This window comes from Rhodobacter calidifons (assembly GCF_011174775.1).
Taxonomy (GTDB): Bacteria; Pseudomonadota; Alphaproteobacteria; order Rhodobacterales; family Rhodobacteraceae; genus Tabrizicola; species Tabrizicola calidifons.
On sequence record NZ_JAANHS010000011.1, the window covers coordinates 57,885 to 76,627 of the forward strand.

The 18,743-nt window shown below is 68.3% G+C and carries 19 protein-coding genes and 1 tRNA gene; 10 read left to right on the forward strand and 10 right to left on the reverse strand.

Annotated features, from left to right (window positions below; translation table 11 throughout):
* Positions 1–55 precede the first annotated feature (55 nt).
* Positions 56–2,116 carry an exonuclease domain-containing protein gene (locus G8O29_RS13865; protein WP_166403821.1) on the forward strand — a complete coding sequence of 687 codons (2,061 nt, stop codon included), beginning with the start codon at positions 56–58 and terminating at the stop codon, positions 2,114–2,116.
* Between the two features lie 85 nt (positions 2,117–2,201).
* On the opposite strand, the gene truA is transcribed toward G8O29_RS13865, so the two are convergent.
* A complete protein-coding gene (gene truA / locus G8O29_RS13870; RefSeq protein WP_166403822.1) occupies positions 2,202–2,975 on the reverse strand; it encodes a tRNA pseudouridine(38-40) synthase TruA in 774 nt (257 codons plus the stop codon).
* A 212-nt stretch (positions 2,976–3,187) separates the two neighbouring features.
* Between truA and G8O29_RS18515 the strand changes: the two genes are divergently transcribed.
* Both G8O29_RS18515 and G8O29_RS13875 read left to right on the forward strand, forming a co-directional pair.
* Entirely contained in the window at positions 3,188–4,603 is a 1,416-nt protein-coding gene (locus G8O29_RS18515; protein WP_367890181.1) for a YcjX family GTP-binding protein, read from the forward strand.
* A gap of 29 nt (positions 4,604–4,632) precedes the next feature.
* Positions 4,633–5,589, forward strand: a complete 957-nt coding sequence (locus G8O29_RS13875) for a YcjF family protein (protein ID WP_242679121.1) — start codon at positions 4,633–4,635, stop codon at positions 5,587–5,589.
* A gap of 80 nt (positions 5,590–5,669) precedes the next feature.
* Here G8O29_RS13875 and pth read toward each other — a convergent pair whose 3' ends face one another.
* Positions 5,670–6,344, reverse strand: a complete 675-nt coding sequence (gene pth, locus G8O29_RS13880) for an aminoacyl-tRNA hydrolase (protein WP_166403823.1) — start codon at positions 6,342–6,344, stop codon at positions 5,670–5,672.
* A gap of 73 nt (positions 6,345–6,417) precedes the next feature.
* On the opposite strand from pth, the gene G8O29_RS13885 reads away from it, so the two are divergent.
* Positions 6,418–7,083, forward strand: coding sequence for an FkbM family methyltransferase (locus tag G8O29_RS13885; protein WP_166403824.1), 666 nt, complete (start codon positions 6,418–6,420; stop codon positions 7,081–7,083).
* A gap of 130 nt (positions 7,084–7,213) precedes the next feature.
* Here the strand turns inward: G8O29_RS13885 and G8O29_RS13890 are convergent, their stop codons facing one another.
* Positions 7,214–7,819 carry a 50S ribosomal protein L25/general stress protein Ctc gene (locus G8O29_RS13890; protein WP_166403825.1) on the reverse strand — a complete coding sequence of 202 codons (606 nt, stop codon included), beginning with the start codon at positions 7,817–7,819 and terminating at the stop codon, positions 7,214–7,216.
* 202 nt (positions 7,820–8,021) lie between these two features.
* Between G8O29_RS13890 and G8O29_RS13895 the strand changes: the two genes are divergently transcribed.
* A complete protein-coding gene (locus G8O29_RS13895; RefSeq protein ID WP_166403826.1) occupies positions 8,022–9,167 on the forward strand; it encodes an MFS transporter in 1,146 nt (381 codons plus the stop codon).
* Here G8O29_RS13895 and G8O29_RS13900 read toward each other — a convergent pair.
* From G8O29_RS13900 to G8O29_RS13920, 5 genes are read right to left on the reverse strand one after another with little or no spacing between them, the layout of a single operon-like run.
* Positions 9,155–10,738, reverse strand: coding sequence for a 5-guanidino-2-oxopentanoate decarboxylase (locus G8O29_RS13900; RefSeq protein ID WP_166403827.1), 1,584 nt, complete (start codon positions 10,736–10,738; stop codon positions 9,155–9,157). The two genes, G8O29_RS13895 and G8O29_RS13900, sit on opposite strands and share 13 nt — an antisense overlap.
* Positions 10,735–11,922, reverse strand: coding sequence for a pyridoxal phosphate-dependent aminotransferase (locus tag G8O29_RS13905; RefSeq protein ID WP_166403828.1), 1,188 nt, complete (start codon positions 11,920–11,922; stop codon positions 10,735–10,737). Before G8O29_RS13905 ends, G8O29_RS13900 begins: the two co-directional genes overlap by 4 nt.
* The gene (locus G8O29_RS13910) at positions 11,919–12,578 is read right to left on the reverse strand and encodes a TetR/AcrR family transcriptional regulator (protein ID WP_166403829.1); all 660 of its coding nucleotides are present in this window, start codon (positions 12,576–12,578) and stop codon (positions 11,919–11,921) included. The genes G8O29_RS13905 and G8O29_RS13910 overlap by 4 nt, the downstream gene beginning before the upstream one ends.
* Positions 12,579–12,626: 48 nt before the next feature.
* Entirely contained in the window at positions 12,627–13,553 is a 927-nt protein-coding gene (locus G8O29_RS13915) for a cation diffusion facilitator family transporter (RefSeq protein ID WP_166403830.1), read from the reverse strand.
* Complete coding sequence (locus G8O29_RS13920) at positions 13,537–14,109, reverse strand: SH3 domain-containing protein (protein WP_166403831.1); 573 nt, start codon at positions 14,107–14,109, stop codon at positions 13,537–13,539. Before G8O29_RS13920 ends, G8O29_RS13915 begins: the two co-directional genes overlap by 17 nt.
* A gap of 128 nt (positions 14,110–14,237) precedes the next feature.
* Here G8O29_RS13920 and G8O29_RS13925 point away from each other — a divergent pair, with 128 nt between their 5' ends.
* The 4 genes from G8O29_RS13925 (at position 14,238) to G8O29_RS13940 (ending at position 16,520) form a co-directional block, all read left to right on the forward strand.
* Complete coding sequence (locus G8O29_RS13925) at positions 14,238–15,224, forward strand: 2-hydroxyacid dehydrogenase (RefSeq protein WP_166403832.1); 987 nt, start codon at positions 14,238–14,240, stop codon at positions 15,222–15,224.
* Positions 15,225–15,443: 219 nt separating this feature from the next.
* Positions 15,444–15,683, forward strand: a complete 240-nt coding sequence (locus G8O29_RS13930) for a hypothetical protein (protein WP_166403833.1) — start codon at positions 15,444–15,446, stop codon at positions 15,681–15,683.
* A gap of 196 nt (positions 15,684–15,879) precedes the next feature.
* The gene (locus G8O29_RS13935) at positions 15,880–16,095 is read left to right on the forward strand and encodes a hypothetical protein (protein ID WP_166403834.1); all 216 of its coding nucleotides are present in this window, start codon (positions 15,880–15,882) and stop codon (positions 16,093–16,095) included.
* 209 nt (positions 16,096–16,304) lie between these two features.
* Positions 16,305–16,520, forward strand: a complete 216-nt coding sequence (locus G8O29_RS13940; protein ID WP_166403835.1) for a hypothetical protein — start codon at positions 16,305–16,307, stop codon at positions 16,518–16,520.
* A 158-nt stretch (positions 16,521–16,678) separates the two neighbouring features.
* On the opposite strand, the gene G8O29_RS13945 is transcribed toward G8O29_RS13940, so the two are convergent.
* On the reverse strand, positions 16,679–16,963 hold the full coding sequence (locus G8O29_RS13945; protein ID WP_207623828.1) for a hypothetical protein: 285 nt from the start codon (positions 16,961–16,963) through the stop codon (positions 16,679–16,681).
* 401 nt (positions 16,964–17,364) lie between these two features.
* Here G8O29_RS13945 and G8O29_RS13950 point away from each other — a divergent pair.
* A tRNA-Ser gene (locus tag G8O29_RS13950) sits at positions 17,365–17,455 on the forward strand.
* A gap of 284 nt (positions 17,456–17,739) precedes the next feature.
* Here G8O29_RS13950 and G8O29_RS13955 read toward each other — a convergent pair.
* A complete protein-coding gene (locus G8O29_RS13955; protein WP_166403837.1) occupies positions 17,740–18,678 on the reverse strand; it encodes a GIY-YIG nuclease family protein in 939 nt (312 codons plus the stop codon).
* Positions 18,679–18,743 lie beyond the last annotated feature (65 nt).

Genomic DNA, 18,743 nt, shown 5'->3' on the forward strand with positions numbered 1-18,743 from the left:
GGCCGGATGCCCCCCTCCCCCATCCCCTCGCCACGCGGGGGCGGGGAGGCAGAAGATGCTGACCCGCCTCTCCCTGCGCCTGCGGGTCTTCCTGATCTTCGCGGGCCTCGCCGCCGCGATCGTGCTTGCGACCGCCGGCGGTCTCTGGCTGGGCTACAGCCGCCTGGGTCTGCCCGGCATCGGGCAGGGCTTCGTGCAGGCGGGCGTCCTGGCCGGGTTCGCCGCCCTGGGTCTGGTGGCGGGGGTCTGGTATCTCTTCGACCTGAACGTCGCCAGACCCATCGAGACCCTCGCCGGCGCCCTGCGCGCCCGCGCCCATTCCGACGTCACGGCCGAGATGGACGCGGCCATCGCCCGCTATCTGGGCGACCTTGCGCCTGCCGCCCAGGCCGCCGCGCAAAGCCTGGCCGAGACGCGGTCGGCCCTGGCCGAGGCGGTGGCGCGGGAAACCCTGCGGCTGGGCAGCGAAAAGGCCCGGCTCGAGGCGCTTCTTTCGGACGTGCCGGTGGGGGTGATCCTCTGTTCCGCCGACCATGCGCTGGTCTTCTACAACGGCCCAGCGGCCGACATCCTCGGCACCAGCCGCGGGCTCGAGGCGGGGCTGGACCGCAAGCTGTTCGACTATCTGCACGCCGCGCCCCTGCGGCTGGCCCACGAACGCCTGGCAGCCACCGGCGATCCTGACGCGGTGTCGGATCTGTTGTGCACCACGACCACCGGTGCGCGCGTGCTGGCGGCGCGGATGCGGCTTCTGGGCGATGGCGGGACGCAGGGCTATGTCCTGACGCTGCGTGACATCACCGGCGAGATGGCGGCGGATGCCCGGCGCGAGGCGATGCTGGAAGCCGCGCTCGACAGCCTGCGCCGCCCCGCCGCGGCCCTGGCGACACTGGTCGGCGTGATGCCCGAGAACGCCCTGCCCGCGCCGATGCAGGATGCGCTGAAGGAAGAGGTCGCAAGGCTCAGCCAGGCCGTGACCCGGTTCGGCGCGGCCCGCGACGAGGCCCTGTCCGAAACCGGCGCGCTGCCTCAGACCCGCGCCTTCGATCTGGCGCAGGGCCTTGTCGCACGGGCTGCCGCGCTGGGGATCACGGTCACCACGGAAACCGCCGACCTGATCCTGCGCTGCAACGGCTACGAGATCCTGACGCTGCTGGAACATCTTGCCCGGCAGCTTGCCGAGCGTGCGCCCCTGCATCTGACCATCGAGGAAGAGGATACCGGCGCCGCGATCCGGCTGTCCTGGACCGGCGCGCGGGTGGGGGTGGGCGAGCTTGACCGCTGGCTTGCCCTGCCGCTGGCGCCCGAGGCCCCCGACCGCCCCGCCCGCGCCGTCCTTGCCGCCCATGCGACCGAGCTTTGGCCCGAGGCGCTGGCCGACGGGCGCCCCGCGCTCTGCCTGCCGATCCGCCAGGCCCGCCGCGCGGTGGCGCGTCCGAAACCCGTGGCGCGCAAGGTGGTCTACGACTTCGACCTCCTGTCGCCCGCCCGCACCGACCGCCTGGCCGAGGCGCGGCTCGACCGGCTGACCTATGTCGTCTTCGACAGCGAGACGACGGGCCTCAACCCCCGGCAGGGCGACGAGATCGTGCAGCTGGCCGCCGTGCGGATCGTGAACGGCCGGCGGGTCGAGGGCGAGGTCTTCGACACTCTGGTCAACCCCGGCCGCCCGATCCCCGCCGTCTCGACCGAGGTGCACGGCATCACCGACGCGATGGTCGCCGATGCGCCGGGCGTTCCGGAGGTGGTCCGCCGCTTCCACAAGTTCGCCGAGGGCGCGGTGCTGATCGCCCACAACGCGCCCTTCGACATGGAATTCCTGCGCCGGGTCGAGGGGCAGTTGGGCCTGACCTTCGACATGCCGGTCCTCGATACGGTGCTCTTGTCGGCGGTGGTCTGGGGCCAGAGCGAGGTGCACAGTCTGGATGCGCTCAGCCATCGGCTGGGGATCACCATCCCCGAGGAAGCCCGCCATACCGCCCTGGGCGATGCCGTGGCCACGGCGGATGCCTTCCTGAAGCTGATGCCGATGCTGGCAGGCCGGGGGCTGGAGACCTTCGGCGCCGTGCTGACCGAGGTGCGCAAGCACGGGCGGCTGTTGAAGGACCTGAACTGACGCCCCGGCGCCGATTTCTTCGCAGAAATCGGACCGGAGCCTTCCGAGGCTCCGAACCGGAGTTTTCGAAAACTCCGGTCGCCGCTTACCGGGCGAACGGGTCCACCGGATAGCTGACCCCGACCAGATACAGCCCCTGCGGCGGTGCGACCGGCCCGCAGGCCGCCCGGTCCCGCGCCTCCAGCGCTGCCTTCACGTCGGCAGGCGTCCAGGCCCCCGCGCCGACCCGCTCCAGCGTGCCGACAATCGACCTGACCTGATTGTGCAGGAAGCTGCGCGCGGCCAGGTCGAAGCGGTATTCGATGCCGCCGGGATAGGGAAGTTCGGCGATCTCGATCCGGTCCAGCGTCTTCACCGGGCTTTTCGCCTGGCAGAGCGTGGAGCGGAAGGTGGTGAAGTCGTGGCTGCCGATCAGTTCCGCCGCGCCCGCCCGCACGGCACAGATGTCCAGCCGGTTCAGCACCTGCCAGACCAGGCCCCGGTCATGTGTCACGGGGGCACGGCGGGCGACAAGGCGGAAGGTGTAGCGCCGCCCCGTGGCCGAAAAGCGGGCGTGGAAGTCGTCGGGGACCTTTGCACAGGCGATGACGGCAACCGGGTCGGGGCGCAGATGCGCGTTCAGCGCCGAGGCAAGGCGAAACGGGTCCCAGTCCTTCGTCAGATCGGCATGGGCCACCTGCGCCGTGGCATGGACGCCGGCATCGGTGCGGCCTGCGGCGGCGATCGTATGGGGGCCGGGCTCCAGCTTGCCAAGGGCGGTTTCGACCGCCTCCTGCACCGAGGGCAGGCCCTGCGCCTGCCGCTGCCAGCCCGCGAAGGGGGCGCCGTGGTATTCGATCTGGAGCGCATAGCGGGGCATGGGCCTTCCCTACCCCGGAAGCCTGCCCCCGCGCAATCCTTGCCAAATCCTGAATGCCCACGGCCAAGTCCCTGATTTCATGTGGGGTGGGTATGTGCCCGCGCGCGGTCAGCGCAAGCGTGGGGTGGGCAATACTGCCCACCCTGCCCACCCGCCTTCCATTCCCGCCCCGCCCACCCTATCTTGAGCCCCGCGCAGCAAAGGGACGGACCGTGGCATTTTCCGGACTGACGGACGGGATCACCCGCGGGATCGAAGGGGCCGGGGCCACCCTGTCCGAGACCCTGTTCGACACCACCCTCCGCCTCGGCGTGACCGGCCTGTCGCGGGCGGGCAAGACCGTCTTCATCACCGCGCTGGTTGCCAATCTGCTGAACCGGGGCCGGATGCCGCAGCTGCGCGCCCAGGCCGAGGGTCGCATCCAGGCCGTCTATCTGCAACCCCAGCCCGACGTGACGCTTCCCCGCTTCGATTACGAGGCCCACCTCGCCGCCCTGACCGGCGACAACCCCCGCTGGCCCGCCTCGACCCGCGCGATCAGCGAACTGCGGCTGTCCTTCCGCGTCCGACCCGCCGGGCTCCTGGCGTCCTGGCGGGGGCCGCGCACGCTCCACCTCGACATCGTCGATTACCCGGGCGAGTGGCTTCTGGACCTTTCGCTTCTCGACAAGACTTACGAGGCCTGGTCCGAAGCCTCGCTCTCGCGCCTGGAAAAGCGCCCCGAGGCTGCCGCCTACCTTGCGCTTGCCCGCGCCGAGGACGGCGCCCTGCGGCTGGATGAGGCGAAGGCCCGCCAACTGGCCGAGACCTACACCGCCTACCTGACCGTCGCCCGCGACGCCGGGAGGGTCGATGTCACCCCCGGCCGGTTCCTTCTGCCCGGTGATCTGGCGGGGTCGCCGGTCCTGACCTTCGCCCCCCTGCCGAAACCGGCCAGCACCGGCCGCTCCAGCCTCTGGCGCGAGATGGAGCGGCGGTACGAGGCCTACAAATCGAAGGTCGTCCGCCCCTTCTTCCGCGACCATTTCGCCAGGATCGACCGACAGGTCGTGCTGGCCGACGTGCTGGGCGCGATCCATCAGGGGCCGCGCGCGGTCGAGGATCTGCGGCGGGTGATGGCCGAGGTCCTGTCGGGCTTCCGGCCCGGCCGGAACAGCTGGCTTTCCGGCCTTTTCGGCGTGCATCGGGTGGAGCGCATCCTCTTTGCCGCCACAAAGGCCGACCATCTGCACCATGAACAGCACCCGGCGCTGACCGCGATCACGGGCGCGCTCTTGGCCGAGGCGAAACAAAGGGCCGACTTCTCGGGCGCGCGGACCGAGGCGATGTCTCTGGCCAGTTTGCGGGCGACAGTGGAGGAGCGCGTGACGCGCGACGGGGTCGAGGTTCCTGCGGTGCGGGGCATCCTGCAAGCGACGGGGCGACCTGCGCTGATGTATCCCGGTGCGCTGCCGTCGGACCCGGCGCGCCTTCTGTCGCCGGCACGCGAGGGGGCAGAGGCCTGGCTGGATGCGGACTATCACCTGATGACCTTCGCTCCGGCGCGACTGAGCCTGAAGCCCGGCGAAGGCCCGCCGCATATTCGCCTCGACCGGGCGGTCGAGTTCCTGATCGGAGACCAGTTGTGAGCCGTCCGCCGAAGCCGTTCCTGGAAGAGATGGAGGAGGGTGTCGATCCTTCGGCCGCGCCCCCTGTGCCGGATGGCTTGCCCGAGGGGCAGGCGATGCAGGCCGTGGCGGCCTTGTCGCAAAAGCGCGGATCGGGGCTGACGCGGTTTGCGCTCTGGGCCTTCGGGGCGCTGTTCAGCTTTGCGCTGTCGGTCGCGGCCTATGATTTCGTCCTGGGCCTGATGGAGCGGAACCTGGTGCTGGGCTGGGTGGCTTTCGGACTGGTTGCGGTGGCGGTCCTTGGCGCCTTGCTGCTGGCCCTGCGCGAATGGGGGGCCTTCCTGCGGCTGGGGCGGCTGGACAGCTTGCGGATGCGGGCCGTCGAGGCGCGGGTGGCGGCAGACCTGAAGGCGGCGCGGGGGGTGGTTGCGGGGATCGTCTCGCTGTACGCCGCGCGGGGGGATACGGCCTGGGGCCGGGCGCGGCTGGCGGAACGCGAGGGCGAGGTAATGGACGCCGATGCCCTGCTGGCGCTGGCAGAGCGCGAGCTTCTGACCACGCTGGATGCCGAGGCGCGGCTGGTGATCGAGGCGGCTGCGCGGCAGGTGGCGACGGTCACGGCGCTGGTGCCGCTCGCGCTGGCCGATGTGGCGACGGCGGCGGTGGCGAACCTGCGGATGATCCGGCGGATCGCCGAGATCTACGGCGGGCGGTCGGGGAGTTTCGGGAGCCTGAAGCTTCTCCGCCGGGTGTTCGGGTCGCTGGTGGCAGCGGGGGCTCTGGCGCTGACCGATGACATGATCGGGTCGGTCGCGGGGGGCGGAGTGCTGTCGAAACTGTCGCGCCGGTTCGGCGAGGGGGTGGTGAACGGGGCGCTGACGGCGCGGGTGGGGGTGGCGGCGATGGAACTTTGTCGGCCGCTGCCGTTCGTCGCGCTGGAGCGGCCTGCGGTGTCGTCGCTGGTCAGTCGGGCATTGGCGGGGCTGGTCAACCGGTCGGAACGCTGATCCGCCGGGCGCCGGACTTTTCGAAAAGTCCGGGTCGGAGCCTTCAAAGGCTCCGGTACGATTTCTTTGCAGAAATCGGCCTAGCGAAACCTGTCCAGAAGCCTCTGCATCGGGCTGCGGGTGTCTTCTTGCGGCTGAGGGGTGGGCGCTTGTGGCTCGGTCTTGTCCTTCGTCGTGGAGGACCGGGGAGGTGCGGTGCGCAAACTGACGGCATTCATGAACTTCTGCCCGTCGCCCATGGCCAGAGCCTCGGCCCCGTCCGAAATGCCGCGGAGGAGGTCCTCCAGCCATTCTGCATCCGCCTTGGCGAAGTCGTGAAGGACGTAAGCGGCAACCGCGTCCTTGTGGCCGGGGTGGCCGATGCCGAGGCGGACGCGGGCGTAGGCGTCGCCCAGGTGCGCGTGAATCGACCGCAGGCCGTTATGCCCGGCATGGCCGCCGCCCTGTTTCAGGCGCAGCTTGCCGGGCGCGAGGTCGAGCTCGTCATGGAATACGGTGACATCGGTCAGCGGCAGTTTCCAGAAGGCGACGGCGGCCTGCACGGACTGGCCGGAGAGGTTCATGAAGGTCTCGGGCTTGAGCAGCGCCACCTTCTCGGTCCCGAGGCGCCCCTCGCTGACCAGCCCCTGGAAGGCCTTGCGCCAGGGGGAAAAGCCGTGGTCGGCGGCAATGCGGTCAACGGCCATGAAGCCGATGTTGTGCCGGTTGCCCGCATATTTCGCACCGGGATTGCCGAGGCCGACCCAGAGTTTCACCTTTGCTCTCCCGTTGCCTGCATCGGGTGCGATATAGCGGGGCAGGCGCCCCGAAACAACCGAACGGACCCCGATGCGTGCATTCACCCTTCGCGGCCTTACGCTCTACCTGCCGGAGGCAGCACTGAAGGGGAACCTGGAGCGCGCGTTGACATCTGGCCGGTATGAAAACCACGAGGCCGATGCGCTGTTGCGGCATCTGCGCCCCGGCGACCGGGTGCTGGACCTGGGCGCGGGGCTGGGGTTCATCTGCGCGCTGGCGGCCGGGGTCGTGGGGCAGGCGGCGGTGATGGGTGTCGAGGCGGGGCCGGAGACGGTGAAGCTGGCCCGGCGGAACCTGGCGGCGAACGGGTTTCCAGGCGTCAAGGTGCTGAAGGGCGCGGTCGTCGCGACGGGCGAAGGCGAGGTGGAGTTCGGCCAGCGCCCGGCCTTCTGGGCCAGTGCGCTGAAGGGGCCGAAGGGCTGGCCGGAGAACGCCGAGGTGATCCGGGTGCCGGTGCGGCCCCTGGGGCCACTGCTGGCGAAGTTCGCGCCCACGGTGATTTCCTGCGACATCGAGGGGGGCGAGCTGGAGGTCTTGACGGGGCCGCTGCCCGGGGTGCGGCTGGTGGTGGTAGAGACGCATCCGCCGGTTTATGGGCCGGAAGGCGTGGCGCGGATCGTGGCGGCGCTGCGGGCACAGGGGTTTGCCGAAGTCGAAGGCGCGAAGAAGGATACGCTGGTGTTCGGGCGCGGGTGATTGCGGCAGAGGCTCCTCGTCCGCCTTCGGCTCCTCGTGCCCCTTCGGCTTCTCGTCGCAGGCGGGCGGTGCCCTGAATGACAACGGGGGACCCGTGGGCCCCCCGCGCATCGGTCAATATCCGGGCCGATCAGGCTTCGGCTTCGGCGTTCTCTTCCGCCACGAGGCCCGAAGGCGCCGCGACGTTCGCAATCACGAAGTTCCGCGCGATGGTCGGCTTGACGCCCGGCGGCAACTGGACATCGTTGATGTGGATGACATCGCCGATCTTCTTGCCCGTCAGATCGACGGTGATGTGATCCGGGATGTCGGAGGCGGTGACTTCCAGTTCCACTTCGGGACGGACCACGACCAGAGTGCCGCCGCGCTTGAGGCCCGGCGAGGCATCATGGTTGACGAATTCGACGTGGATGAACAGCTCGATCCGGCTGTCGTCGTGGATGCGCATGAAATCGACATGCGTCGGCAGGTCCTTGACCACATCGCGCTGGACGCCCCGGCACACGACATGCACGTCGGGCTGGCCTTCGACCTTCAGGTTGAAGAGCGTTTGCAGGAAGCGCCCCTGCTTCAGCTTGGTCAGGAGGTAGTTGTATTTCACCTTGATCGGCTGGGGCTCTTGCCCGTCGCCGTAGATGATGCCAGGTACGTAGCCCTCACGACGGGCTTGACGGGCGGCCCCCTTGCCTGTCCCCGTCCGTACCTCGGCGTTAAGATCGACGATCCTGCGTGCCATAGGTTCTCTCCATGTATAGGTCCGCCATCCTCCAAGGGTGCATGGCGCGACCGGGGGCCTATAGCGGCGAATCGGGGGGAAGGAAAGTGCGAAATTGGCCTTGGCGCGTGTCGCTTTCGGTGGCTCCCGGCGTCGCGGGCGGAAGCGATGGAACCGGGCGGCCGGGCTAGCTGTCGGGTTCCCGTCGTCCGAGGCCTGCCCGATGATCTCGATCCCCGTCGTCCTTTATGCCCGGCCCGCGATTGCGGCCTTTGCGGCGATGGGCATCCTATGGGGCACCTTCGCGGCGGTGCTGCCGGATCTGAAGGCGATGCTGGGGGTGGACGAGGCCGGACTGGGCCTGCTGATCTTCATGACCCCGATCGCGGCGATCACCGCGATGCTGGCCGCCCCCGCCTTCGGCGCGGCACTGGGCCGGGCGGCCTTGCCGCTGGCGGTGGCGCTTATGGCCGCGGCCTTCGCGTTGCCCGGGCAGGCCTCGGTCGTCTGGCTGTTTCCGCTGGCCATGGCCTGCGCAGGCGCAGCGACGGGGCTGACCGATGTGCTGATGAACGCCCGCGTCGCGGCGATGGAGACGGCGCGGGGCCTGCACCTGATGAACCTGACCCATGCCGCCTATTCCTTCGGCTATGCCGGGGGCGCGGTCGTGACCGGCCTGCTGCGCGGGGCGAACTGGGGGCCGGGGGCGGTGATGGGCACGATGGCGGCGCTGGGCCTGGCCTGCGCCGCCCTGACGCTGGAGCGGAACGGGCGGATCGAGGGGCTGCGCAAGCCGAAGGACGGCAGCGCGCTGCCCCTGGGCCTGGTTCCGGTGATCGGCGGGGGGATCGTGCTGATCGCCTTCATGACCGAGAACGCGGCCGAGAACTGGTCGGCGCTGCATATCGAGAAATCCCTTGGCGGCAGCCCCGAGGAGGGCGCGCTGGGGCCGGCGCTGCTGGCTCTGACCATGGGATTTGCGCGCCTGGGCGGGCAGTGGGTCGCGGGGCGCGTCGATCCCTTCACCATCCTGCGCGCCGGCGCGGTGATCGCGGCGGCGGGGGCGCTGGTCGTGGCGCAGGCCGGCGGGCCGGGCATGGCCTATCTGGGCTTCTTCGTCATGGGCATCGGCGCCTCGGTGCTGGCGCCCACGGCCTTTTCGCTGGTGGGCCAGTACAGCACGCCCGAGGCGCGCGCCCGCGCCGTCGCGCGGGCCACGCAGCTGGGCTATTTCGGCTATTTCGTCGGGCCCCCGCTTCTGGGCCTGATCGCCGGCGCCTTCGGCCTGCGCTTTGCCTTCGTCTTTGCCGCCTGCCTGGTCGGCGCGGTGTTCCTGCTGGCGCCGCTTCTGGCGCGTCAGAGGGCCTGAACCTCCAGCAGGCGCGGGCCGTCCTGCGGCGTGTCGAGGATCTCGGCCAGTTCCGAAGGGTCCTGCGAGACGCGGGCGAAGGGGATGTCGCAGGCCATGGCGAAATGTTCATGGTCGAAAGGCGAGGGATCGCAGCCGAGGATCGGGTCCACCCGGGCCTGGCGCATCGCCTCGGCGATCTCGCGGAAGCCGGCATTGTTCCAGACGATGTAGGTGATCGGCAGGTTGTGGTCCAGCGCGGTGCGGACCTCGCCGGGCGAGAACTGCAAGCCGCCGTCGCCGATCAGGCAGACGACGGGCGTTCCGGGGGCGGCGATGGCGGCGCCCACGGCGGCGCCGGGGGCGTAGCCCAGCGCGCCATAGCCGGTGGCGGCGTTGAACCAGCCGCCGGGGCGGTCGTGGTCATAGTAGAGGTTGGCGGCATAGACCGGCTGGGTGCTGTCGCCGACGATGATCGCCTCGGGCATGGCGTCGCGGATCGCCTCGACCATTTCCAGATGCGCCGGCATCGGTTCGTAGAGCGTCGCCAGTTCTGCCCGCGCCGCCGCGCGCACCACGGCGGCGCGTTCCGATCCCTCGCGGTTGGCCCGGATCGTCATCGGCCAGAGCGCGGCCATCAGCGCCCCGGCATCGGCCTTGACCGGCACCTTGGCCGGGTGGCGGGCCAGCTGTTCGGCGCAGATGTCGATGCGGATCATGCCCGACAGGTTCGGCACGCGGCCGTTGACATAGACATCGTAATCGGTCGGCCCCAGTTCGGTGCCGATGGCCAGGATCTGGTCGGCCTCGGCGATCAGCTTGCGGACCGCAGTCAGGCTGGGCGAGGCCGGCACCGAGAGCCGGTGTCCGAACATCGCGCCGCGGGCGTTCACCGTCTGCACCACCGGGGCGTCGATCGATTCCGCCAGCTTGACCAGATGCGCCTCGGCGCCGCGGATACCGCCGCCAGCCAGGATGACGATGCGCTCGGCCTCGTTCAGGGTGGTGGCGATGCTGCGCAGCTTGCCAAGCGGCAGGGGGACCGCGCTGCCCGAGACCACGGGCGGCGGCAGTTCGGCGCAGGGCTGGCCCATCATGTTGGTCGAGATCTGGATATGCGCCGGGCCGGGACGCCCCGCCGTCATCGCGGCGAAGGCGCGGTCCAGGACCTCGCCCAGCTTCTTCGGGTCGGTCACCGTTTCGGTGTGGCAGAGCGGTGCGATCATCGCGCCCTGGTCGGGCAGTTCGTGCAGCCGCCCCAGCCCCTTGCCCAGCGTGTCGCTGCGGCCGAGGCCCGAGACGACCAGCATCGGCACGGAATCGGCGCGCGCCTGGGCCATCGCGGTCAGGATATTGGTCAGCCCCGGTCCGGTGATCACGAAGGCCGCCGCCGGTTTGCCCGAGACACGGGCATAGCCGTCGGCCATGAAGCCTGCGCCCTGTTCGTGGCGCGGGGTGATGTGGCGGATCCTGTCCCCCGCCGTCGCGAGGCCGCGGTAAAGCTCGATCGTGTGCACGCCCGGGATGCCGAATACGGTGTCGATGCCGCGTGCGATCAGGCCCTCGACCAGGCGGATGCCGACGGTGGTCATGCTGCGTTCCCCAGGATGCTGGCCGCATGGGCGGCGATGCGGTTGGCGGCCTCGGCGGTGCGGTCGTCGGGTTGCGTCAGCGACAGGCGCAGCCAGCCCTGAAGCCCGGCGCCGAAGCTTTCGCCCGGCATGACCGCGACCCTGTGGCGCTCCAGCAGACCCGCGGCGAAAGCCTCGCCCGAGAGCCCCGTCGCCCGCACATCGACCAGCGCGAACATGCCCGCCTCGGGCCGGTGAACCCGCAGACCGCCCACGCCGTCCAGGGTCTGTGCGATGATCGCGGCCCGGCGCGAGAAACGCTCCACCATTCCCGCAGCGACCGGCGAAGGTTCGGAAACTGCAAGTTTCGTGAGGTCGGCAATGAAAGGTTGCGAGCCGAAAAGCATGGTTTCCGAAAGTGGCAGCAGGCGCGCGCAGAATTCGGCGGGCCCGACGCACCAGCCGGACCGGAACCCCGGCGCGGCGTGGGACTTCGAGATCGACGAGGCGACCACGGTCCTCTCGGCCAGGTCCGGCAGGTCCAGCGGCGAGGCGAAGGGCACATCCGGGAACACCATATCCTCATAGACCTCGTCCGACAGGATCCAGAGATCATGCGTCCGGGCCAGCGCGCCCAGAGCGCGCAGGTCCTCGGTCCGCAGCACCGCGCCGGTGGGGTTGTGCGGGGTGTTCAGGAACAGGACGCGCGACCGCGGAGTGATCCGCGCCGCCACATCGGAGGCCTGCATGCGAAAGCCGTGTTCGGGCCGCAACGGCACCGGCACGGCGGTTGCGCCGGTCTGGGCGATCAGGCCCTCGTAGGTGGCATACATCGGGTCGCCGATCAGCACCTCGTCGCCGGTCTCGGCCATGGCGCGCAGGACGGCGTACAGCACGGTCTGCGTGCCGGGCAGGCACATGACCTGATCGCGGGTGATCTCTCGCCCGCGCCGGGCGGAGTAGCGCGCCGCCAGCGCCGCGACGACGCCCGGCTCGCCCCGACCGTTGGAATAGCCTGTACGGCCTGCCAGCATGGACCGGTGCGCCGCCTCGATGAAGCGGGTCGGGGTCGGCACGTCCGGCTCGCCGATAGTCAGTTCGATGATGTCCTCGCCCGCGGCCTTCAAGGCCCGGGCGCGGGCGTGCAGCGCCCATTTGGCCCCGGCCAGCCCGGCCAGACGGTCGGTGACGGATGCGTATCTCATGTCGGTGTCCTGTTGAATTCCGGCAGTCTGGAGGTATGGGCCATCAGGTCAACCCCAAGGATCGCCCCGGCCGATTGCAGGCCGATGCTGATCACCTCGTTCGGGGCGAAGGTGCCGGAGAGCAGCGAGCCCTCGACCCAGAGCCCGTCGATCAGCGCGTTGCAGGCAATGGCCTCGCGGCGGGTCTGGCCCGGCACGGTCTCGCGCGGAAGCTGTTCGATCAGCTTCTGCAACGTGTCGCGGTAGGCCAGATAGGCGGCTTCGTGCACCGCCATCAGTTCGGGGTCGCTGCGGACCTTGTGCATGTAACCCGCCCAGAGCACCACCGCCCCGGCATCCAGCACCGGCGGCCGCAGCGAGGCGGCGATGAAGGCGGCCAGACGCTCGGCCGGAGCGGCGCCGACGCCTTCGATCGCATCCGACCCTTTCGCGGTCATCCCGTCCATCAGGCTGCGATAGGCGGCGCGGTTCAGCTCGTCCTTCGACTGGAAGTAATGCCGAATCAGGCCGGGCGTAACGCCGGCGCGTTCGGCGATGGCGCGCACGGTCGCGGCCTCGGGTCCGCCCTCGGCCACCAGTTCCTGCGTGGCCGCGATCAGCGCCGAGCGGCGGTTCTCTTCGCTGTCGCGGCGGTAGAGGCGGCGGGAAGGTTGCATGGAGTCACCAGTTATACAATCGTATAATCGTCGGATTACCCGGCCAAGTCAACCGGATGGCTGTTTTGGTGTCGGTGTCTCTTCCCCGTGGACATCCTTGTGGATGATGACATCGGTCTGCGGATAGGCCTCCAGGATCGCGCGGCGCAGGCCCGCGCCGATGTCGTGGGCCTCGCGCAGGGACTGGTCGCCATCCAGTTCGATGTGCAGGTTGACGAAGACCCGGCTGCCCGCGCGGCGCGTCTTGAGATCGTGGAAGCCCCGCACGCCGGGCCAGCCCCGGGCGATGCCGGCAATGCCCTTCAGGATCGCGGGATCGGCGGCCCGGTCCATCAGCGCATCCCAGGCGTCCTTGCCGATCCGCAGCGCACCGACGGCCATGACACCGGCCGCCAGCAGCGCGACCACGGCATCGACCGAGCCGATTCCGTAGCGGCTGGAGACCCAGAGCGCCAGGATCGCGCCGAGGCTGGGCAGGAGGTCGCCAAAATAGTGCAGCCGGTCGGCCGCCACGACCTTGCTGCCGGTCCGCCGCGCGACCCGCCCCTGCCACCAGACAAGCGCCAGGGTCAGGGCGATGGAGATCCCCATCACCACAAGACCCTGCGTCTCGGAAGCCAGTTCCGGCGGGGTATCGGACGCCAGCCGCAGCGCCGCGGCCCAGCCGATCAGCCCGGCCGAGACCATGATGAAGGCAGACTGGGCAAGGGCCGCCAGATCCTCGGCCGAGGTATGGCCGAAGGCATGGTCCTCGTCCGCCGGTCGGGCGGCATAGACGATGGCGGCCGCCGCGCCCAGCGACATGAAGAGGTCCATCGCGCTGTCGGCCAGCGAGGCGGCGATCGACAGGGCGCCGGTCTCGACAAGCGCCCAGAGCTTCAGCGCCACAAGGATCAGGGCGACCAGCACCGAGGCGATGCCAGCGGAAATCGCCAGCCGCGTGCCGCCTTGCCGCGGATCAGTCGATGATTTCATCGGCGTTCACACCCCAGACGTCGGTCTTCCGGATCCATCCGCGTGTGCCCGAAAAGGCGACGCGGCACCAGTCGGTTCTGCATTCCAGGACGCGGCCGATCACGCCGAGTTCGGCCTGGGCGATCACGGGGGCGGAGGCTTCCGGCGCCGCGCGAAGTTCCGCCATGTCCAGCGTCACCAGCACGCTGCGCACCCCGGACAGCAGCGAGTAATGCACCCAGCCGCCGGCGCCTTCGGCATCCTCGACCCGGCGCCAGTTCTCGTATTCGGCGGTGATGCGCAAGGGCATGCCGGCGCGGGTGAAGACCCAGTCGATCCGGTGCGTCAGGCCGGGGCCGCGGCGGGCATTGCCCTCGCTGCCCTTCAACGAGACGAAACGGGGCAGGGGCAGGTTGGTGACGCAGCCGACATCGGGCCGGCATTGCTTTTCCGGCGGCTTGGCGGCCGGCGTGGCCGAGGGGATGTCGGCCGAACCCGTCCCTTCGCCTTCCTGTGCCGCCAGGGGGCCGCCGACCAGCGCGCCCAGAAGTGCCACCACGCCCGCGATCCGTTTCATCTTCCGCCTCACCGGGTGCCGCTTGCCCCGCGCCACCGTTACCGCTCTATCTGGGTCTTGTGCATTGCCCCGCTAGACGGCACCTTGCCCGAAGCACGTCGGATTTGGAAGTGTCGGGGAGTACACGGATGCCTGCCAGCCGCCTGACTGTGGTCGTGACGCGACGCCTGCCCGAGGTCGTCGAGACGCGCCTGAAGGAACTGTTCGATGTCGAACTGCGGGATCCCGACCAGCCGATGACGCGCGAAGAGCTTGCAGCCGCGATGCGGCGGGCGGATGTGCTGGTGCCGACGATCACCGACACGATCGATGCCGGCCTGCTGGCGCAGGCAGGCGAGAAGCTGAAACTGATCGCCAATTACGGGGCGGGGTTCGACCATATCGACGTCGCGACCGCCCGGCAGCGCGGGATTCTGGTGTCGAACACGCCCGGCGTATCGACCGAGGATACCGCCGACATGGTGATGGCGCTGATGCTGGCGGTGGTGCGCCACATCCCCGAGGGTCTGCATCTGATAAAGTCAGGTGGCTGGACGGGCTGGTCGCCGATGGCGAATCTGGGCGGCCGGCTGGGCGGGCGGCGGCTGGGCATCCTTGGCATGGGCCGGATCGGCCAGGCGGTCGCGCGGCGGGCGCGGGCCTTCGGGTTGCAGGTCCACTACCACAACCGCAAGCGCCTGCGCCCCGAGATCGAGGCCGAGCACGAGGCGACCTGGTGGGAGAGCCTGGACCAGATGCTGGCGCGGGTGGACATCGTTTCGGTCAACTGCCCGCACACGCCCTCGACCTTCCATCTGCTGAACGCGCGGCGGCTGAAGCTGATGAAGCCTTCGGCGGTGGTGGTGAACACCTCGCGCGGCGAGGTGATCGACCAGAACGCGCTGACCCGGGCGCTGCGGGCCGGGGAACTGGCCGGGGCGGGGCTGGATGTCTATGAACACGGCACGGACATCAATCCAAGGCTGGTCGATCTGCCCAATGTCGTCCTGTTGCCGCACATGGGCTCGGCCACGCTGGAAGGCCGGATCGAGATGGGCGAGAAGGTCATCATCAACATCAAGACCTTCGCCGATGGCCACCGCCCGCCGGATCAGGTGGTGCCCGGGATGTACTGACCGGGCGCTGCGGCGGGGCTGGAACACCTATCGATGGTTTAATTTATCGCGGCCATCCACAATCAATAGATGAATCCGGGCGGATTTCTGTGGAAAGGCTGCCTTCTGGCGACATGAAAGATTGCCGATTGGCCGGATCGGTCATAAGGGAAATCGCTCGACCCCGGGCGGCGCGATCGCGGGCGCGGGGTCGTGTGATACGGAACATTGGGGGTATTTATGAGGGAAGTTCTGAAGGCGGGCCTGTTGTCTGCCATGGTGCTGACAGGATCGGTCGCGCATGCCGGGGGGCCGGTGATCATCGAGGAAGGCAATGACGAACTGGTCGTCGCCAAGCCTGCCCGGTCGGCGGGCATCCTGCCGGTGCTTGGGCTTCTTGTGCTGGCCTGCATCGTCGCCTGCGGCGGCGGCGGTGATGGCGACGACAGCGGCAGCGATCCGGTTGAAACCCCGAAGTAAGCCGGCATCAGGCTGCGCGCCGCGCACCGGCCTGATGGCATTGCGGTCGGTGCGCAGCCCCGGTCGATGTTGCAAGAAAGTCAACTCCGACGACTCTTTGTAAGAGATGGAAGCGAATCCGTTGTTTCTTTGCAGGGACATCTCTAGCGTCCAAAGGTGTCAACGGAATTCATCCGGACAAGCGAAAGGAAATGCCATGAATAAGTTTGTTGCGCCGATGCTGGCGCTGGCCATGACCGCCGGCGCGGCCTATGCCGGTGGCCCGGTTGTCATCGAGGAAGAGGGTCAGCCCGAAGTCGTGGCCAATACCCCGCGTTCGGGCTGGATCGTCCCGGTCGTGGTCGGCCTGGTGTTGATCGCCGCGCTGGCCAGCAGCAGCGATGACGACGACGGCGGCGAAACCGGCCAGTGAAGATCGTCCTTCCGGAATTGGACAACCTGCGCGGCGGCCCGTCAGGCCGTCGCGCTTTGCATTTCGTGGCGCCGCGCCGAGACGTGTAGGACACGCCTGCGAAAACCATTCCGCGCACCTTCTGGCGGTGCTTGCTTCTTCCCGATCCGATGCCCGAGATCGCATCCTGCGAACCCACTCCAGCGGGGCATCTTGAAAGGACGCAGAAAATGAAGCGCATCACTTCGTCTGTTCTGGCACTGGCGATCGCTCTGGGCGCAACGGCCAGCTTTGCCGGTGGCCCGGTTGTCATCGAGGAAGAGGGTCAGCCCGAGGTTATCGCAGAAACCCCGCGTTCGGGCTGGATAGTCCCGGTCGTGGTCGGCCTGGTGCTGATCTGCGCGCTGGCCTGCGGCAGCGACGACGACGAGCAAGTGCGGCGCTAAGCCGTCAGGGTTACACCGTCGGACATTGGATTGTGCCCGGTCCGGGCAGCTCCGGCAGCGCCAGCAGCGCTGCCGTTTCCGTTTGCCGTCCCCTGGTTCCCGGAGCGCGCCCACCCGGTCCGGCGTCCGATGATGGGAACCTTCAGGAAGCGCCAGCCTTATTCGTTGAACGACGGCAGGTCGCCGCCGCGCATCTTCACCTGAAGCGACGGGATGATCGGCTTCGGCATCGCTTGTGTCTGGTCGCCTTTGTTGTGGACCAGAATGAAGTCCTCCCGCGTCCAGCCCACTCCGATATGGATGCCGTGCGTCATCTCTTCGACGACCGTGCTATCCCGGTGGCTGGCTCGACCGTTCGGACCGTCGTCGAGGCACAAAAGTAGCCGCATCTCGTCCTGCCGGGCCAGTCCCTTCTGGTCGCTGTCGTCAAGCCGTGCCCGCATCGCCCAATACATGCGTCATGCAGCCCCAGCAGAAGAACCGCCGACAGAGCGATCAGGGGACCGCCGCCCGGTGCGCTTTACTGTGTGCAATCGGTCGTCATGGATCTTGCCATCCTCGGTGGTTCCATCCCCGATCTTGAGAGTCTTCGGCGGGAATTCACGCAAGGTCGGCGCGGCGGGCATCGGGACGCAGCGCCAACCTTCCCGCGGCGGCTGGCTGGTGCAGGCTGGCGCAAGGCAGCGTCGCCGCGGCGCCCGATAGGACTGCGCTGCCAACGCGAAAGGTGCCAGTCGCAGAACGCCCGACGCAGGACGCCCCGTTATGCCGATGCGGGAGAGTATCGGTCCCGTCGCCACCTTTCCGCTTGCCCTTGCAGACATTCCCAAATAGACGGACACGCGGAGACGTGGCCGAGTGGTCGAAGGCACGCCCCTGCTAAGGGCGCAGACCTCTAAAGGGTCTCGAGGGTTCGAATCCCTTCGTCTCCGCCACTTGCCCTCGCGAAAGCGTTCTCTTCATCCGGCTCCTGCCGGATTTTTCCGTTGTATTCGAGGGTTATGCGGGAGGGGCTGAGCACCGACTGCGGCGGTAGGAGGCCCGAAAGCGGTCTCTCCTGGCCGATATTCTCTGCACCTGATGACTGCGCGGTTATGGTGAATTTCTTGCAAGTAACTGAAAGCGGATAACTTTTTGAGAGCGTCCGCTACGCGGTTCGACGTGCGTGGCATTAGCGAGATGGAACGGAAATCCAACTTGCTACCGCCTTTGAGCGGCCTCACTCGGAGGCGCAGTCTGACATGCCTTGAGAGGATTCCCAGTCGGCATAATTGCGTCCGTCTGGGAGCTTCCAAAGGATCCGGCCATTGGCGCTCGCACCAATGACAGCCGCAGCTGCGGCAGAGGCAGACGTGAAGCTGTAGGCGCTTGCGAAGACAAGAAAATCGCCTTCTTCGCGGAGGACGCCTTTCTCGAAAAGGGTGTTCCGGAGCGTGACGGTCCCTCTCGGTATCGTTCGCGTCGTCCGGACCCTTGCCTTCGAACCTGCTGTGACGACAAAATCCCCGGAGGGCCCAATCTCCATCTCTGCCGCGAAGCCCTCGCCTCGGAGGAAGAACCTAGGGCTTTCATGGATTTCAGCCGCTGGCAGTTCTCGCCCTGCGATCTGCTCCGCCGCTCGACCGCGGACTTCTCGGAAGAGATCCCAGCCGAGGGCTCCGACCAGCGTTTTCGTCTGATCCACGAACTCGTCCATGGCCGCGCGGTCGGGGAGCGGTAGCTTGCCCGCGTCGTCGGAGGGCGTGCGAGTGTTGGGCAGGGTCCAGCGGGGATTGCTAACGACGCCCCGGATCAGGCAGGCTTCCACATAACGCGCGTGGCTTTTGGTCAGGTTCTCGTCCTTGCTGATCAGCACGACCGTGTCGGTCCAGAAGCCTTTGGCATCGCGACCGGCTTCATTCGAGTTGTGATACGATAGGCGAGCGCCGACGCCTTCGGACTCGCCGATGTATGCGAGCTGCCGGTCCTGCGCGTCTTCATCGGCACCGATGAGGATGTAGACGCCTGGCCGTTCGATCTCGGGAAAAGCCTCCCGCACCCGACGTAGCTGATTTCGTCGAAAGGCGATGGCTTGGATAGTTGACATCGAGATCTGTGCCACCCGAATGCCGTTCGGATCGCCGTCGAGAAGGAAAATGTTGATCGAGCGGGGCTTCATGAAGGTGACCAATGATTAAATTAAACCGCCAATTTAGAAGGGGCGTCAAAGAACACGCGATTTTT

Coding starts and splice junctions, on each gene's coding strand:
- G8O29_RS13890 (WP_166403825.1), bottom strand. CDS start 7,819: ATGGCACGCAGGATCGTCGATCTTAACGCCGAGGTACGGACGGGGACA.
- G8O29_RS13940 (WP_166403835.1), top strand. CDS start 16,305: ATGAAGCGCATCACTTCGTCTGTTCTGGCACTGGCGATCGCTCTGGGC.
- G8O29_RS13955 (WP_166403837.1), bottom strand. CDS start 18,678: ATGAAGCCCCGCTCGATCAACATTTTCCTTCTCGACGGCGATCCGAAC.
- G8O29_RS13910 (WP_166403829.1), bottom strand. CDS start 12,578: ATGCAACCTTCCCGCCGCCTCTACCGCCGCGACAGCGAAGAGAACCGC.
- G8O29_RS13895 (WP_166403826.1), top strand. CDS start 8,022: ATGATCTCGATCCCCGTCGTCCTTTATGCCCGGCCCGCGATTGCGGCC.
- G8O29_RS13925 (WP_166403832.1), top strand. CDS start 14,238: ATGCCTGCCAGCCGCCTGACTGTGGTCGTGACGCGACGCCTGCCCGAG.
- G8O29_RS13865 (WP_166403821.1), top strand. CDS start 56: ATGCTGACCCGCCTCTCCCTGCGCCTGCGGGTCTTCCTGATCTTCGCG.
- G8O29_RS13915 (WP_166403830.1), bottom strand. CDS start 13,553: ATGAAATCATCGACTGATCCGCGGCAAGGCGGCACGCGGCTGGCGATT.
- G8O29_RS13905 (WP_166403828.1), bottom strand. CDS start 11,922: ATGAGATACGCATCCGTCACCGACCGTCTGGCCGGGCTGGCCGGGGCC.
- truA (WP_166403822.1), bottom strand. CDS start 2,975: ATGCCCCGCTATGCGCTCCAGATCGAATACCACGGCGCCCCCTTCGCG.
- G8O29_RS13920 (WP_166403831.1), bottom strand. CDS start 14,109: ATGAAACGGATCGCGGGCGTGGTGGCACTTCTGGGCGCGCTGGTCGGC.
- G8O29_RS13875 (WP_242679121.1), top strand. CDS start 4,633: ATGGAGGAGGGTGTCGATCCTTCGGCCGCGCCCCCTGTGCCGGATGGC.
- G8O29_RS13945 (WP_207623828.1), bottom strand. CDS start 16,963: ATGCGGGCACGGCTTGACGACAGCGACCAGAAGGGACTGGCCCGGCAG.
- G8O29_RS13935 (WP_166403834.1), top strand. CDS start 15,880: ATGAATAAGTTTGTTGCGCCGATGCTGGCGCTGGCCATGACCGCCGGC.
- G8O29_RS13930 (WP_166403833.1), top strand. CDS start 15,444: ATGAGGGAAGTTCTGAAGGCGGGCCTGTTGTCTGCCATGGTGCTGACA.
- G8O29_RS13885 (WP_166403824.1), top strand. CDS start 6,418: ATGCGTGCATTCACCCTTCGCGGCCTTACGCTCTACCTGCCGGAGGCA.
- G8O29_RS13900 (WP_166403827.1), bottom strand. CDS start 10,738: ATGACCACCGTCGGCATCCGCCTGGTCGAGGGCCTGATCGCACGCGGC.